Raw genomic sequence first — 13,575 nt, forward strand, 5'->3', positions numbered from 1 at the left:
TCATGAATGAGAAAAATGAATTTGATATTCTCGAAAATGCCGAAAGCAGCGTTACCGACAGGCTTGAAGCTGAATTTCCTCCCCGTGACAATAGAGAAAAGGAGAAAATATTCAGAATGAGCGAAAGAAAATTCAATAATACATCTGCACCTGACACAGAAAAAGAGCAGACAGTCAGCGGCGTTGAGGTCTACCGCCGTCCCAAGTGGCAGCGCGGACTCAGTATCGCAGCAGCCTGCGCTCTGGTAGTCGGAGGTGCAACAGGCGGCGCTTACGCATTAAAGCGGTTCAGAAACACTCCTGCCGCCGAGAGTCAGCTCGATACCCAGAAGAAGGTCGCTCCCTTCGGCGACTTTTCCGAGCTGGAGTATCAGCTCTGTGACTACAACAGAGATTCAATGAGAACCGTTACGATAGAGGACAGTCCTGAAGCATACGGATATTTCGAGCTTTTCAGCGGTCCGATAATATCACAGCAGAAGCGCGATAAGTTAGCTGATTTCTTCAATAATTATGATTATGAGGAGATCGCCGCAGATACCGATGAAGCCATAGGTGTTGTGAACGAGGCTGTCACCGAGGCAGAGACCATCGATATTTCCACAATAGAAGATGCGCCTGCTCCCATAAATGCGGACGAAAGTGACCCGTATTTCATCTACTGCCGCGACAATGAGATAAAAGCAGTAAAAATATACGATGTGGGTGAGTTCGGTGTCCTCAACTATACCCATTTCAACTTTGAAGAACAGGACGGTCAGTACTTCATGACCGACGATGATATGTCCGTTGAGGCCTACAAGATAGACTACGACCTTTTCAAGTCCACTATCAATGAGATACTCAGCTCCGAGGACGAGGAGGAAACTCCCACAGAGCCCGAATATAAAGGCGTTGCTCCCTTCGGCAACTTCTCCGAACGCGAGTACTTCATTCCCGGCGGCGAGGACGCAGAGAAGCAGATATTCGTCAAATCTGACGAGGAAACGCAGATCACCTTCGGCAGCGGCGAGGTCATCTCTGCTGAGCAGAGCAAACAGATCGAGGAGCTTTTCAACAGCCTTGAGTGGAATGAGTCTGTTGAGCCCAAGACAAAGCCCTTCTGGCTGGTTGGCATCGACAGAATGACATTTATCTCCATGGACGGCTCAGACTTCAATATGCTGTCCCTCAACGGCGACAACAATACCCTTACATGGGACAGCTTCAGATACGAGACAGAGTCCGAATACGATGGCATGGCTAACTATAAGCGCACAGAAGGCTCCGCACGTCAGATAAAGACCTATGATATCGACTACATCAGCCTTGTAAACAAGCTCTCCGAGATAATGGGCAGAGACTTGGGATACAGCATACACAACAGCTTCCTCAACAGCGACTGGTCAACAGAGGACGACCGCGTACTGCTCTCAGAGGAACAAAAGAGGGCTATATATGAGCTCCTCAGCAGCTGCGACTTTGATCAGGCATCTGAATCTCCCAAGCAGATCAGCCCAGATGCAAATTTAGTTCTTTCCAGAGAAGAAAATAACGGTACACACACTTTACTCAATATCGAGTCAAATCCCGATTCAACAATATTCGGATATGTAAAATATGAAGTCGATGAAAACGGTCAGTATAATGGCAGCGATAACACAGTTATGTGGTTAGGCTCTTGTCCTGACAATACTATTGAAGAAAAAATCTCAGAAATATTGGGCAGAAGCAAAAACGCTCCACTCCCTGAGATCATCACTGACCTTACCACCAATGACTGGCGCTTCCGTGACTTAGATCTTAATTCAGAAAATCATCTTCATTATGACGTGGTTGACCTGAACACGAAGTACACTGATGGCTACGATAACTCCTATCTTCAGATGATTTACGGCACCGACAGTATCCCCGAGGATAAGCTGAAATTAATCTCCGATCTTCTCGACAGCACCGCCTGGTATGAGAGCGATTATACAGAACAGCATGATCTCCTCTTCCCTGATGATAATTACGATGCTACACAGTGTATCGAACTCAGCATGATGGACGATGATCATATCTTTGTTATGCAGTTGATCGAAGGCGAGAATAATACCTCGCTCAGAATAGATGCACAGAGCTTTTTTGAAGAAAACGGAACAAAATACCTTGACGATCCCGATGATATATGTCTTGAAGTGACAGACAAGATACTTATGTGTGACGATCCTGAACTTATTGATAATATAAAGAGGATAATTGCCGGATAACAATGAAACGGCACAGAAAAGCGCAGACCTTGTGGTCTGCGCTTTTTGTCATTCAGTTTTTCTACGCTCTTCATTTCTGTCAACTGCATATCCGATAACTATTGTCAGTTACAATTTCGCGTAATAGCGAACAAATTCATCAATACACTCGGACTTTGACATAGGCGCTGACTGCCATATAAGTTTGCAGTCACATTCCAGACTGAGGAAATAGCCGTCGCACTGCTCCCAGCCGTATAAAAGATAGTCTTTGCCGTTATGAGAAAAATGCAGTTCATTGTCAGTCATGACTGCATTTCTGATATCGTTACTGCTCATGATCCACCTCATATTGCGGCATACTGCCTGATATAGCTTTCGATGGGTATGCCGTTCTTTATGCCGTCAAGCATAGTTCTTGCAGGATTTGTATGTCTGTACACTCTTTCATAAAGCGGAGAAAGCAATACTTCCTCACCAAGCTCACGCTGCTGTAATCCTGCCGATGCAAGGTCGAGTATGCGGATAAGCTGCCGTTCGACTGCTCCCTCATCGATATACTCAGGGAGCTTCTGCTTTGACAGAAGCTTCTGGAGCTCCGTGGCATTGAAGCCATGCGAATAAATGACCTCATCATTTTCAACGATCCCCTTGAGCTCGTACAGCTTTTCTTTCAGTCCCGTATGGAACGCCGCGACTGTCAGAGCCTCCGAAAGGGGCTGACAGCAGGAGCTTCTGTATTCAATGGTACCTCTGAATGTAAGGTCCTCGAACTTGAAAGTGCGGAGATATTCAAGGTCCCCTGCTTCGGGAGCAAATTCTATCTTCCGATAGCCTTTCCCATCGAAGAATTCTCCCTCAACAAGGTCATGAGAGAAGAATTCATTGACTGTCAGCGGTGTGAAGTTCACATACTTTCCGTCACGCATTGTACAGTAGATAGACTGAGTGCCGATATAGTCGATAAGCTCGTCGGTATTCGTCAGTGACTTCCCGAACATTCCAACATTATGCGGATTATAGCCCTGCATACTGTGTTCCCATAGCATATTTCTCACGCAGAGGAATTCGGGATAATCGGGCAGGTATGAGTTGGCGAAAAGTATCGCCTTGTAGGGTTCAAGGAGTCCGAAAACGTTGATAACATCGGTCAGCTGCTCGTAGCTCACATCAAGCTGTACCTGTGAAGCACTGGTAAATGTACCGAAATCCGGACGTTTATGAAAACGCATATCCACCTCATCGGTATGCTTCAGATAGGAATGAAGATAATGGTATAGCATACGGTAGCGCTCATTCTGAATGGGAAGATTATGGTTTATATCCGCATGGGGATTTACTCCCATACCTGTCAGAGTGTAGCCGTGTTTTGCAAATTCGGCATTGAGAAAACAGACGTATTTTTCAAACCCTTCCTTTATCTCAAACAGTCCCACAGCTTTGCCGAATGAAAGTTCAAGATTGGAATAGCAGCAGTCAAAAGACAGGATATCCCCTGTCTGTGTATCCTTTGCAGATGTTATATTTCCGTCGGCGTCCCTGCCTGATACTATGAAGCTGAAATGATCAATAAATCTTTCGGCGACTTCAATTGAAACCGCTTCATCAACAGCCTGTCCGCTGAGGTTTACAACGGGCATTTCTATCTCGACTCCGATATAGTCGGGACGTTCTTTTTTTGTCGGTGCAATATACTTGTCATAAATAGCTTGTCTGATCTCTTTCTTCATATATTTCACCTCTGTAAATATTAAATCGGTATGAGAATATTATAGCTTTATAAATCTACTTTGTCAATAAGTTTTGTAAGAATAAGATATTGACATATTCTTTAGCCTGTTATATAATCATATTATATCGATAATATTACTATGTTAAAAGGTGAGCATTATGTTGAATCAGTTTTCAAGAACACAGCTTCTTTTAGGACGTGAGGGAATGAATAAGCTTGCAGATGCAAGGGTGGCAGTATTCGGTATCGGCGGTGTAGGCGGATACGTCTGCGAAGCTCTTGTGAGAAGCGGTGTATATAAATTCGACCTTATTGACGATGATAAGGTCTGTCTTACAAATCTCAACCGCCAGATAATCGCCACAAGAAAAACAGTGGGAAAGTACAAGGCAGATGTCATGGCTGAACGAATGAAAGAGATAAATCCCGATGCGGATATCCGTATACACAAGTGCTTCTTCCTTCCCGAAAACGAAGATGAGTTCCCATTCGGAGAGTACGATTATATTGTCGATGCAGTCGATACCGTTACGGCAAAACTTGCTCTTGTTATGAAGGCACAGGAGCTTCATATCCCTATTATCAGCAGTATGGGTGCAGGCAACAAGCTTGACCCGTCTGCGTTTCGCGTTGCGGATATATACGATACAAGAATGTGTCCCCTTGCAAAGGTAATGCGTATAGAGTGCCGCAAGCGCAGGGTAAGGAAGCTGAAGGTCGTATACTCCGAGGAAAAGCCTACTCGCCCTATCGAGGATATGTCCATATCCTGCCGTACACACTGTATCTGTCCTCCGGGAGCACAGCATAAATGCACAGAGCGCCGTGATATCCCCGGAAGCACAGCTTTTGTGCCGTCTGTCGCCGGACTTATAATTGCAGGCGAGGTCATAAAGGATATATGCAAGGCATAGTATATAGTGTATACCTATAATCAGTAATGGATTTTTTGCATTGGACAAACCTGCCGCTCCGTGATATAATAAAGTCACACCAAACGAAAGGAGCGGTGGGAATGAAAAAAAGAATATCCTGTATGCTTGGTATGCTCCGCTCCATCGTGAAAGGAACAGACCGAATGTGCAGCAGATCACGATGTTACACAGGAAAACAAATATTAGCTGAAAGCATTTAGTGTACAACCTCCTAAACAATACATTTAAATGAAACTATAAAACAGCTTCTTCTATAATGAAGAGGCTGTTTTTTACGGTGTGAAACGGTTGCTGAAAAATCTTCCGGTATATAGCCTGTTTTTATAGCTTCCGATAAATCATTGGGATTGGACAAAGCATAAAATACAGGTTATAATATATACATACCACACAGGAAAGGAGCTGCACAAATGGTAACAGGTAAGAATTCCATACAGCACATTTTCCGCTCGGTACTCATTTGTACAGAGCGGATGTGGAAAGCCGGACGATGTTGATAAAATATTGCTCCAATGAAAAATATGTGCCATAAAAAAATTATAAAGATATCAGTTATGATATTAAGAAGTTTCATTAGCTTAATAAGAAAAATGTTTGAAAGTGAGATGTATTCCATTCGTACAGAATCAGGGACTGTGGTATTTCAGCCCGAAGCATTTTCGGAAAATGATATCATAGATGATAAAAAGAGATAAAAAAATCCACCGGAGCTTCCATCAGGTCCCGGTGGATTTTTTCTTGCTGAATTGCCAGCTGTATAAGCATTACAGCAATGGTCTGCGCTTTTTGTCATTCAGTTTTTCTCCGCACGTTCACGCAGGGCTTTGCGGCGCTGACGCTCCGCCTCCTCCCTCTGTGCAGTGCGCTCCTGCTCTCTCCTGAGCTGCTCGCTGTAATATGCCTCCTCAGCTACCGACTTTTTCTTCCTCAGGGCAAATACCACAACAAGAAGAACAACGGCGACTGCTGCCGCAACAGCGATAATAACAGGCATTGGCATGACTTTTACCTCCTTTGTGAAAAGATGACTCTCCGTAATATGCTAATTAAATTTTACCACTTTATGAAGCTTCATTCAACCAGTAAAAATACCGAAATTACTTCTCCCCCATTGTACATATCGTACAACGTCCGCTTAAAGCGTTCAGAAGAACTGCTGTCTTAATATTCTTTAAGGTAAGTGTTAAGAAATCTTAAGATTACATGAAGCGGAAATACAGATTAGCGGTTTATAATATGCTCATAACAACAAACCACGGAGGGATATGAAATGGGAAAACATAAAGCAAGAACAGCTGTTATATGCATATGCGGAGCTGCCGCATTATCACTGGGAGGTATGGCGGTATACAGCGCTTTCGGGTCAGCACCCGAAACTGCTGCCGCTCAGCATACAGTTGCCGTTGAGAGAATGGACATAAAGCAGTACGTTACCGTTTCCGGCACCGTCGGCAGCAGCAATGTCTCCTCTGTCAGCAGCAATGCCGTAAACACCAAGGTCAGAGAAGTAAAGGTCAAGGTGGGCGACAGAGTGAAAAAAGGCGACGTTATCGCCGTCCTTGACGATAAGGACCTTCAGGAGCAGCTCTCAGCAGCGGAAAAACAGCTGGAGAATACTGCCGCAAGAAATGACATCGACCTCAAAGCTGCTCAGCGAATGTATGACAATGCAGTCTCGGACAAGGCTGAAAAGACCGCAAGGAGCAGCCGTCTGGTCTCAGAGGCAAAGGACTCGTACAGCAAGGCTCTTGCTCAGCAGCAGGAGACCTCCGACAGCTACAATAACGCTGTGAATGACAGGATATACAAGTCAGGGCTGACCGAACAGGCTGCTCAGCAGGCTGAGGAGGCAGCAGCATACGCTGCGGAGCTGAAAGCTGCCTCCGACGCCGCAAAGTCAGAATACGCAGCTCTGAAAGCCGACTTCGACAGACTGACTGCCGACGAGGGAGCTTCTCCCGAGGAGACAGCTGCCGCTAAGGAAGCCTGTGACAGGGCGTCATCGGCTGCCGATGATGCCGCCGATGCTCTTGCAGAGGCACAGGCTCATGCAAAAGAGCTTGCCGCAGCAGCACAGAAATACTCAGGCGAGCTGTCCGACGCCATAATAGAGGAAAAGGAGCTGAAAAGCGCTCTTTCCGCCGCAGACCGTCTCGCAGATGAAGCAAGGACAGCTGTGTCATCTGCATCAGATGCAAAAGCCGATACAGATGAGACCATTTCAGGGGATATTGCCGCAAAAGCGGATGTGCTCAAAACAACAGGCTTATCCGCAGAGGATATGCTGTCAGAGCCAACGCGCAAAGTTGCGGAGCTGAAACGCAGTATCGGGGAATGCACAGTAAGAGCGGACTGCGATGGTATTATAACTGCCGTCAATGTAAAGGACGGCGAACTGTACAGCGGAGGCGCTATTGCTGTTGTACAAGACGACAGCAGCTTTATCGTTTCCGCATCGGCAGACCAGTTCGATATCGCCAAGCTGAGCAAGGATCAGAACACGGAGATAACTGTCAGTGCTGTCAGCCATGATGTTTACAGCGGAAAGCTCAGCTTCGTGGCACCTACTCCGAGCCAGCCTTCTCTTACGGAACCCGGCGGAAATGCAAGTACAACTGACTATGCGCTAAAGGCAGACTTCATCCTTCAGCCCGAAGGGCTTCGTATCGGTATGACTGCCAAGCTGAATATAATCACCGCGGAAAAGTCCGATGTGCTGGCTGTTCCCGATAACTGCATCATCACCGACACTGACGGCAGCAGCTACATAAACATCTCCACAGACGGCAAGAACTCTGAAAAGGTCGCCGTGGAAACCGGTATAAGCAACGACTACTACACAGAGATATCGGGCAGCGGCATAACCGAGGATACAAAGGTCATCGTTCCATCCGACAGCGATAAGAACAGCGGCTCAGAACTGTTCTATTGATGGGGGTGCAGCATGAACAGAAATACGGTCATCGACCTTAAAAACATATACAAGCGCTTCTATGTGGGGACTCCCAATGAGCTGGAGATACTTCACGGCATAGACCTGACAGTCAACAGGGGCGAATTTGTGTCCATAGTGGGAGCTTCAGGCTCTGGCAAATCCACACTCATGAATATCATCGGTGCTCTGGACCGCCCCTCCCTCGGCTCGTATACCCTCAACGGCACGGATATCTGCTCCGCTAAGGACGGAGAGCTCTCTCACATACGCAACAGGGAGATCGGCTTCGTTTTCCAGACCTACAACCTCATACCGCGAAACTCCGCACTGAAAAATGTGGAGCTGCCAATGATGTATGCCCGTATGGGAAGCCGCTCACGAAAGAAAAGGGCAGCAGAGCTGCTGGAAATGGTGGGCATGAAGGAGAGAATGAAGCACACTCCCGATGAGCTTTCGGGCGGTCAGAAGCAGCGTGTAGCCATTGCCCGTGCTCTGGCAAATGAGCCCTCAATCATCCTCGCAGACGAGCCCACAGGCGCTCTCGACTCATCAACAGGACGCATGATAATGGACCTTTTCCATAAGCTCCACCGCGAAAAGGGCATAACTATTATCCTCATCACCCACTCGAACGAGCTGGCTGAGAAAACAGAAAGAGTCCTCACCCTTATGGACGGCAGGATCATTTCCGAAAGGAGGGGCAGCGCTTATGCTGAAAGACAATATTCTCCTTGCACTCAATGAGCTGAAAGCCAACAAAATGCGCTCCCTGCTGACTACACTGGGTATAGTCATAGGTATAGCTGCCGTCATCACCATAATGATACTGGGCAACGGAATGAAGCGCTATACCGTGGATACCATGAGCAGCCCCGAGTCCCGTCGGGTATACTTCTTCCTTATACAGAAAGGACAGGATGACATCAATGACGAGCAGAACTACGATGACAGCGTGAGAGAGATGCGAAACTCCGACCAATATAATGTTAAGACCTTTGAGAAGCTTCAGGATAAATTCTCGGACAGGCTCGAGGGCATAATCATGTCATACGACCTCGGTACCATGAAAACAGGCAGCAATGACATCAACATCTGCGGCATAAATCCCTGCGGTCTGAAAATGAAAGGCACCATAAATATAGCTGCAGGCAGGGCGATAACTGCCGAGGAATACAGCTCGGGAAAGTCAGTGATAATGCTCCCCGACAAGAAGGCGGAAATGCTCTACGGGAGCACCGAAAACGCCCTCGGCAAGACCCTCGAATGCCGCAAGGACAACAGCTTCTTCAACTACACTGTCGTAGGCGTCTACCACAAGGAGAAGGAGTCGATGATGCAGGATATGCTGTTCGGCTCAACAGGCGAGCCTGCTTTCGTACCATACGATAACGCTTCACAGAAGCCTGTCGCGGAGAGCTGCTTCACAGACTTCTGTGCCCTTGCCAAAAAGGACACTGATCTCAACAAGCTTGAAAAAGACCTTGAAAACTATATCAACACCGAGTTCTACAAGGACAATGACGCTTACAAGGCAGATGTGCTGGTACTTCAGGAGGCTCTGGACTCCGTGGCTATGATAATCAGCATCATGAAGCTGGTGCTCATGGCTATCGCCGCAATATCCCTCGTAGTAGGCGGTATCGGCGTCATGAACATCATGGTGGTGTCCATAACCGAGAGGACAAGAGAGATAGGCACCCGCAAGGCGCTGGGCGCTACAAACGGAAATATCCGCACACAGTTTCTCATCGAGGCTATTATGATATGTATGCTTGGCTGTACAGTAGGAGTGGGGACAGGTCTCCTGCTGGGCAAGCTCATGAGCTCTCTCATGGGCATAAGCGGCAGCGCCGAGGCATCCTCCATAATCATCAGCGTTGGCTTCTCAATGCTGTTCGGATTATTCTTCGGATACTATCCTGCAAGCAAGGCCGCTAAAATGAATCCCATAGACGCCCTGAGATACGAATGATAACTCTTTACGTTGCAAAAACTTGATTTCCATGATATAATACATATACAGCATTGATAACTGTGTCAATGCGCTCAATAGAGGTCACTTTCATGAAGTGGCCTCATTCTGACATATACGGAAGTGAGGAATTCCCTATGACATATAAGATACTCGTTGCCGAGGACGACACCGATATTCAGGAGGTGCTCAGGCTGTACCTTGTGAACTCGGGCTTTGAGGTGGTCAGCGCATACGACGGAAGCGAAGCCTATGAGCTCATGCTTTCGGAAAAGCCCGACCTTGCCCTGCTGGATATCATGATGCCTGTGATAAACGGCTATGAACTCACAAAAAAGATACGCGAGATAAGCAATATCCCCATAATCATACTCTCCGCCATGAATGCGGACAGCGATAAGATACTGGGGCTTGACATCGGCGCCGATGACTATATCACCAAGCCCTTCAATCCGCTGGAGGTCATCGCCCGAATACAGTCAAATCTGCGCAGGAAGTACAAGCTGGACAGCTCCGCCGCCGAGGAAAACGGCGATATGCTCACAGTGGGCGAGCTGAAGCTGGATACCAAAAAGTTCATACTCTATAAAAACGGCGAGGAGATAATGCTGACCCCTACCGAATTCAAGATACTGTCCCTCTTTATGGAAAAGCCGGGCATGGTATTCACAAAGGCGCAGATATATCAGCGCATCAACGGCGATTTCTATGAGACCGACGACAACACCATGATGGTGCATATCTCAAAGCTCCGCGACAAGCTGGGCGATAACAGCAAATCCCCCACATACATAAAAACAGTGAGAGGACTGGGATACAAAATTGAAAAAAAGAAATAAAAAGCCCAAAAGCAGTCTGGTGATCTATATCCTCGGCAATCTGCTGGCAATGCTGGTGATCATACTTTTCTCCATTGATATGATAAACATTACCTATGATCACTTTGCCAAGAAACAAATAAAGTCTGTATACTTTGAAGTATTTCCCGATGCCACGAAAGAAGAAGAAAAGGCGTTTGAAGAGGATTATCTTGTGACCGGCATTATGCATTATGAGCCCGCATATTCCGAGCTTTACCGAAAGCTGAACATGAAAATGGCATTATTCAGCAGCTACGCCACACTATCGCTCTATATCTTTGTCATAATCATCATTATCCTGTTCGGTATAAAGATCATAATACGGCTCTCAAAGGAGCTGAAAAAGCTGGATCAGGCTCTTGAGCACTTCTCACAGTCGGCTCTCGTCAATAACGAGCTGTCAGAGATAAACTCAAAGATAAAGGAGTTCAACAACATCTGCGGAAGCTATAACCGCCTCATGGAGAAGCTCAAAACCAGCGAGGAGGAGCGGAAACAGCTTGAGGACGAGCAGAGACAGATGATCGCGGATATCTCCCACGATATCAAGACTCCCATAACCGTCATGCAGGGCTATGCAAAGGCTATAAGTGACGATATCGTCGACGATGACACAAAGCGGAAGTATCTGGACAGCATATGCCGTAAGTCGGAGACAGTTGCAGAGCTGGTAAACACCCTCCATGAGTACAGCAAGCTGGAGCATCCCCATTTCGACTTCAATATGGAGGAGGGCGACCTCTGCGAATACCTGCGGAGCTACCTCGCCATGAAGTATCAGGATCTGGAGCTTGCAGGCTTTGAACTGGAAGCCGAACTTCCCGACGAGGAGATAATGTTCAGCTTCGACCATAAGCAGCTCAGCCGCGTTTTCGAGAACCTCATCACAAACTCGTACAGGCATAATCCCCCGGGAACTGCCATATATGCCGCTATGAAGGAGTCGGGCAGCGATATCATCATCAATATCGGTGACAACGGCAGAGGTATCCCCGAGGAGCTGAGAAAGACCATCTTCGAGCCCTTCGTGGTGGGCAACAAATCCCGAACAGGCACAAAGGGTTCGGGACTGGGTCTCGCTATCAGCCGCAAGATTGTTGAGGCACATAACGGTACCATCTCCCTCGCAGATGACCCTGAGGGACGTATGAAAACAATGTATGAGATAGTCCTTCACAGGGCTTGAAAAAAGGCGCACAAAGGCAGTGGCTCTCCCCTGCCGATGTGCGCCGTTATGTATTTCATTCACTTGTTCAGGGATATCTCCACGGTGACATCACCGCTGCCGAAGATGTCCTTCAGTTCCTGCTGAGAGACTCCCGTAATGTGTCCCAGCTTTGTATAGCTCCATGTGTTGGAGCCGTAGAATATGGTCATCTGATTTCCCTGATAGAGCATGATGTCCCCTGCCTCGGTGGTAATGCGCTCGTCCGATTTTGGCAGAGACTGTGGCAGTTTTCCTACCTTCTCAAAGCCGCCGTACTCATTGAGCTTTGCCGTGAAGCCCTCCTCTGCCAGCTCCGCCAGAGCCCTTGTGGCTTCGTTGTCAGCAAGCTCCGCCGTGAGAGTATGCCCGTTCACTTCTATGGTTATACAAGACTTCTCGTTCATGGCTTCCGCAGCCTCCTTTCTCATTATGCACAGGTCGAGAGATGTCCATTCGCCGTCGTTATCGGCGTCGTAGTCCGCCCCCTCCGCAGCAGGTGTCTTTCCGAGGAGATGATCCTGCATCGAACTGAGATCATCCCCTGTGTATTTATTCTTCTTTGCAGCTCCTGCGGCTGTTATTCCCGTAAGCACCGCAGCTGCGGCGATAACAGATACAGCTGTTATCTTTAACGTCCGTTTCATAATGCAGATCAGCTCCTTTCCGTATCTTTATCATAACACACAAAAGCTGATATTGCAAATACCTATTCTGAATTACATGATATTACTCAGAGGCATATCGCTCCTGCAAGCGCTGCAAAAACAGCTCCGCAGCAGGAGTGAACACCTGATACTTCTTCCAGATAACATCCAGACCTGCGGTCATCCTCGGTTCAAGAGGGCGGAAGCACAGCGAACTGTTCACATCGGTATTGGTGATACCGTCGATACCAACGGCGTAGCCAATACCTGCCTCCACCATAATAGCCGCGTTATACATGAGATTGAAGGTGGTGACAATGTTGAGCTTGTCAAAATCACTGCCGAACCAGTTGATGAACTCATTGTCCTCTTTCCTGCCTGCTATTGCCTGTCGGGAAAGAATCAGCGGAAGCTCACGCAGGTCCTGCCTTGTTATGGACGGCTTCTCCGCAAGGGGTGAGTCCTTTCGCATGACAACTCCCCATATGTCCTCCGCAGGCAGGTGCAGGCAGTCGTACTTGGTAAGGTCCGCAGGCTGTACGAGTATGCCGAAGTCGATGAGCCCCCTGTCAAGGCGCTCGGTAACGTCAGCCTCGTTGCCGCTGTGGAGGTGATACTTTATATCGGGATACTTCTCCCGAAGCTCTCTGACCACATCGGCGATATAGCTTATGGCTCTGGTCTCACCGCCGCCGATGTATATGTCCCCAGCCACGGTGCTCTCCATGGAGCGGAACTCCGCCTCGGTCTTGTCCACCATGGAAACTATCTCCTCTGCGCGTTTACGCAGGATAAAGCCTTCCTGCGTCAGCTTCATGTTATGGCTGCCGCGGATAAAGAGCTTCTGCCCCACTTCCTCCTCCAGCTCCTTTATCTGCCTTGACAGTGTGGGCTGGGTAACATGAAGATAATTGGCAGCATTTGTTATGCTGCCCTCTCTTGCGATGGCAAGAAAATAGCGTAATACTCGTATCTCCATAGACTGCACCTCCGTTTTTATAATGAAATTATACCATTTCTGTGATATGCCTGTCAAGCATAATGTGGTTTAGATATAAAGTATTTGCAATTTTGCCGAGA

At 47.5% G+C, this 13,575-nt stretch carries 12 protein-coding genes; 7 read left to right on the forward strand and 5 right to left on the reverse strand.

Going from position 1 to position 13,575, the window contains the following annotated elements:
• Positions 1-2 precede the first annotated feature (2 nt).
• Positions 3-2,231, forward strand: a complete 2,229-nt coding sequence (locus DSZ37_RS10550) for a hypothetical protein (RefSeq protein WP_109726874.1) — start codon at positions 3-5, stop codon at positions 2,229-2,231.
• Positions 2,232-2,339: 108 nt separating this feature from the next.
• On the opposite strand, the gene DSZ37_RS10555 is transcribed toward DSZ37_RS10550, so the two are convergent.
• Both DSZ37_RS10555 and DSZ37_RS10560 read right to left on the reverse strand, forming a co-directional pair.
• Entirely contained in the window at positions 2,340-2,549 is a 210-nt protein-coding gene (locus DSZ37_RS10555) for a hypothetical protein (RefSeq protein ID WP_109726875.1), read from the reverse strand.
• 8 nt (positions 2,550-2,557) lie between these two features.
• Positions 2,558-3,940, reverse strand: coding sequence for a glutamylcysteine synthetase (locus DSZ37_RS10560; RefSeq protein WP_109726876.1), 1,383 nt, complete (start codon positions 3,938-3,940; stop codon positions 2,558-2,560).
• A 160-nt stretch (positions 3,941-4,100) separates the two neighbouring features.
• Between DSZ37_RS10560 and DSZ37_RS10565 the strand changes: the two genes are divergently transcribed.
• Positions 4,101-4,856 carry a tRNA threonylcarbamoyladenosine dehydratase gene (locus tag DSZ37_RS10565; protein ID WP_109726877.1) on the forward strand — a complete coding sequence of 252 codons (756 nt, stop codon included), beginning with the start codon at positions 4,101-4,103 and terminating at the stop codon, positions 4,854-4,856.
• Between the two features lie 814 nt (positions 4,857-5,670).
• Here DSZ37_RS10565 and DSZ37_RS10570 read toward each other — a convergent pair.
• Positions 5,671-5,877: a hypothetical protein gene (locus DSZ37_RS10570; protein WP_109726878.1), complete on the reverse strand. Its 207-nt coding sequence runs from the start codon at positions 5,875-5,877 to the stop codon at positions 5,671-5,673.
• A gap of 270 nt (positions 5,878-6,147) precedes the next feature.
• Between DSZ37_RS10570 and DSZ37_RS10575 the strand changes: the two genes are divergently transcribed.
• The 5 genes from DSZ37_RS10575 (at position 6,148) to DSZ37_RS10595 (ending at position 11,830) form a co-directional block, all read left to right on the forward strand.
• Positions 6,148-7,809, forward strand: coding sequence for a biotin/lipoyl-binding protein (locus DSZ37_RS10575; RefSeq protein WP_109726879.1), 1,662 nt, complete (start codon positions 6,148-6,150; stop codon positions 7,807-7,809).
• A 12-nt stretch (positions 7,810-7,821) separates the two neighbouring features.
• Positions 7,822-8,556, forward strand: a complete 735-nt coding sequence (locus DSZ37_RS10580; RefSeq protein WP_109726880.1) for an ABC transporter ATP-binding protein — start codon at positions 7,822-7,824, stop codon at positions 8,554-8,556.
• Complete coding sequence (locus DSZ37_RS10585) at positions 8,522-9,784, forward strand: ABC transporter permease (RefSeq protein ID WP_109726881.1); 1,263 nt, start codon at positions 8,522-8,524, stop codon at positions 9,782-9,784. Before DSZ37_RS10580 ends, DSZ37_RS10585 begins: the two co-directional genes overlap by 35 nt.
• A gap of 137 nt (positions 9,785-9,921) precedes the next feature.
• Positions 9,922-10,623 (forward strand): response regulator transcription factor, encoded by a 702-nt coding sequence (locus DSZ37_RS10590; RefSeq protein ID WP_109726991.1) that lies wholly within the window; start codon positions 9,922-9,924, stop codon positions 10,621-10,623.
• Positions 10,607-11,830 (forward strand): sensor histidine kinase, encoded by a 1,224-nt coding sequence (locus tag DSZ37_RS10595; protein WP_109726882.1) that lies wholly within the window; start codon positions 10,607-10,609, stop codon positions 11,828-11,830. The genes DSZ37_RS10590 and DSZ37_RS10595 overlap by 17 nt, the downstream gene beginning before the upstream one ends.
• Before the next feature lie 59 nt (positions 11,831-11,889).
• Here DSZ37_RS10595 and DSZ37_RS10600 read toward each other — a convergent pair whose 3' ends face one another.
• Together DSZ37_RS10600 and DSZ37_RS10605 are read right to left on the reverse strand one after the other, a co-directional pair.
• The gene (locus tag DSZ37_RS10600) at positions 11,890-12,495 is read right to left on the reverse strand and encodes a cyclophilin-like fold protein (protein WP_242978615.1); all 606 of its coding nucleotides are present in this window, start codon (positions 12,493-12,495) and stop codon (positions 11,890-11,892) included.
• A gap of 82 nt (positions 12,496-12,577) precedes the next feature.
• Positions 12,578-13,474 carry a LysR family transcriptional regulator gene (locus DSZ37_RS10605; RefSeq protein WP_109726883.1) on the reverse strand — a complete coding sequence of 299 codons (897 nt, stop codon included), beginning with the start codon at positions 13,472-13,474 and terminating at the stop codon, positions 12,578-12,580.
• Positions 13,475-13,575: the final 101 nt, after the last annotated feature.

The organism is Ruminococcus flavefaciens (assembly GCF_900116855.1).
Classification (GTDB): Bacteria; Bacillota; Clostridia; order Oscillospirales; family Ruminococcaceae; genus Ruminococcus; species Ruminococcus flavefaciens_R.

What these genes read in the sequence shown, in the direction of transcription:
- DSZ37_RS10585 (WP_109726881.1), top strand. Translation starts at nt 8,522, where the DNA reads ATGCTGAAAGACAATATTCTCCTTGCACTCAATGAGCTGAAAGCCAAC.
- DSZ37_RS10570 (WP_109726878.1), bottom strand. Translation starts at nt 5,877, where the DNA reads ATGCCAATGCCTGTTATTATCGCTGTTGCGGCAGCAGTCGCCGTTGTT.
- DSZ37_RS10605 (WP_109726883.1), bottom strand. Translation starts at nt 13,474, where the DNA reads ATGGAGATACGAGTATTACGCTATTTTCTTGCCATCGCAAGAGAGGGC.
- DSZ37_RS10565 (WP_109726877.1), top strand. Translation starts at nt 4,101, where the DNA reads ATGTTGAATCAGTTTTCAAGAACACAGCTTCTTTTAGGACGTGAGGGA.
- DSZ37_RS10580 (WP_109726880.1), top strand. Translation starts at nt 7,822, where the DNA reads ATGAACAGAAATACGGTCATCGACCTTAAAAACATATACAAGCGCTTC.
- DSZ37_RS10575 (WP_109726879.1), top strand. Translation starts at nt 6,148, where the DNA reads ATGGGAAAACATAAAGCAAGAACAGCTGTTATATGCATATGCGGAGCT.
- DSZ37_RS10600 (WP_242978615.1), bottom strand. Translation starts at nt 12,495, where the DNA reads ATGAAACGGACGTTAAAGATAACAGCTGTATCTGTTATCGCCGCAGCT.
- DSZ37_RS10560 (WP_109726876.1), bottom strand. Translation starts at nt 3,940, where the DNA reads ATGAAGAAAGAGATCAGACAAGCTATTTATGACAAGTATATTGCACCG.
- DSZ37_RS10555 (WP_109726875.1), bottom strand. Translation starts at nt 2,549, where the DNA reads ATGAGCAGTAACGATATCAGAAATGCAGTCATGACTGACAATGAACTG.
- DSZ37_RS10590 (WP_109726991.1), top strand. Translation starts at nt 9,922, where the DNA reads ATGACATATAAGATACTCGTTGCCGAGGACGACACCGATATTCAGGAG.
- DSZ37_RS10550 (WP_109726874.1), top strand. Translation starts at nt 3, where the DNA reads ATGAATGAGAAAAATGAATTTGATATTCTCGAAAATGCCGAAAGCAGC.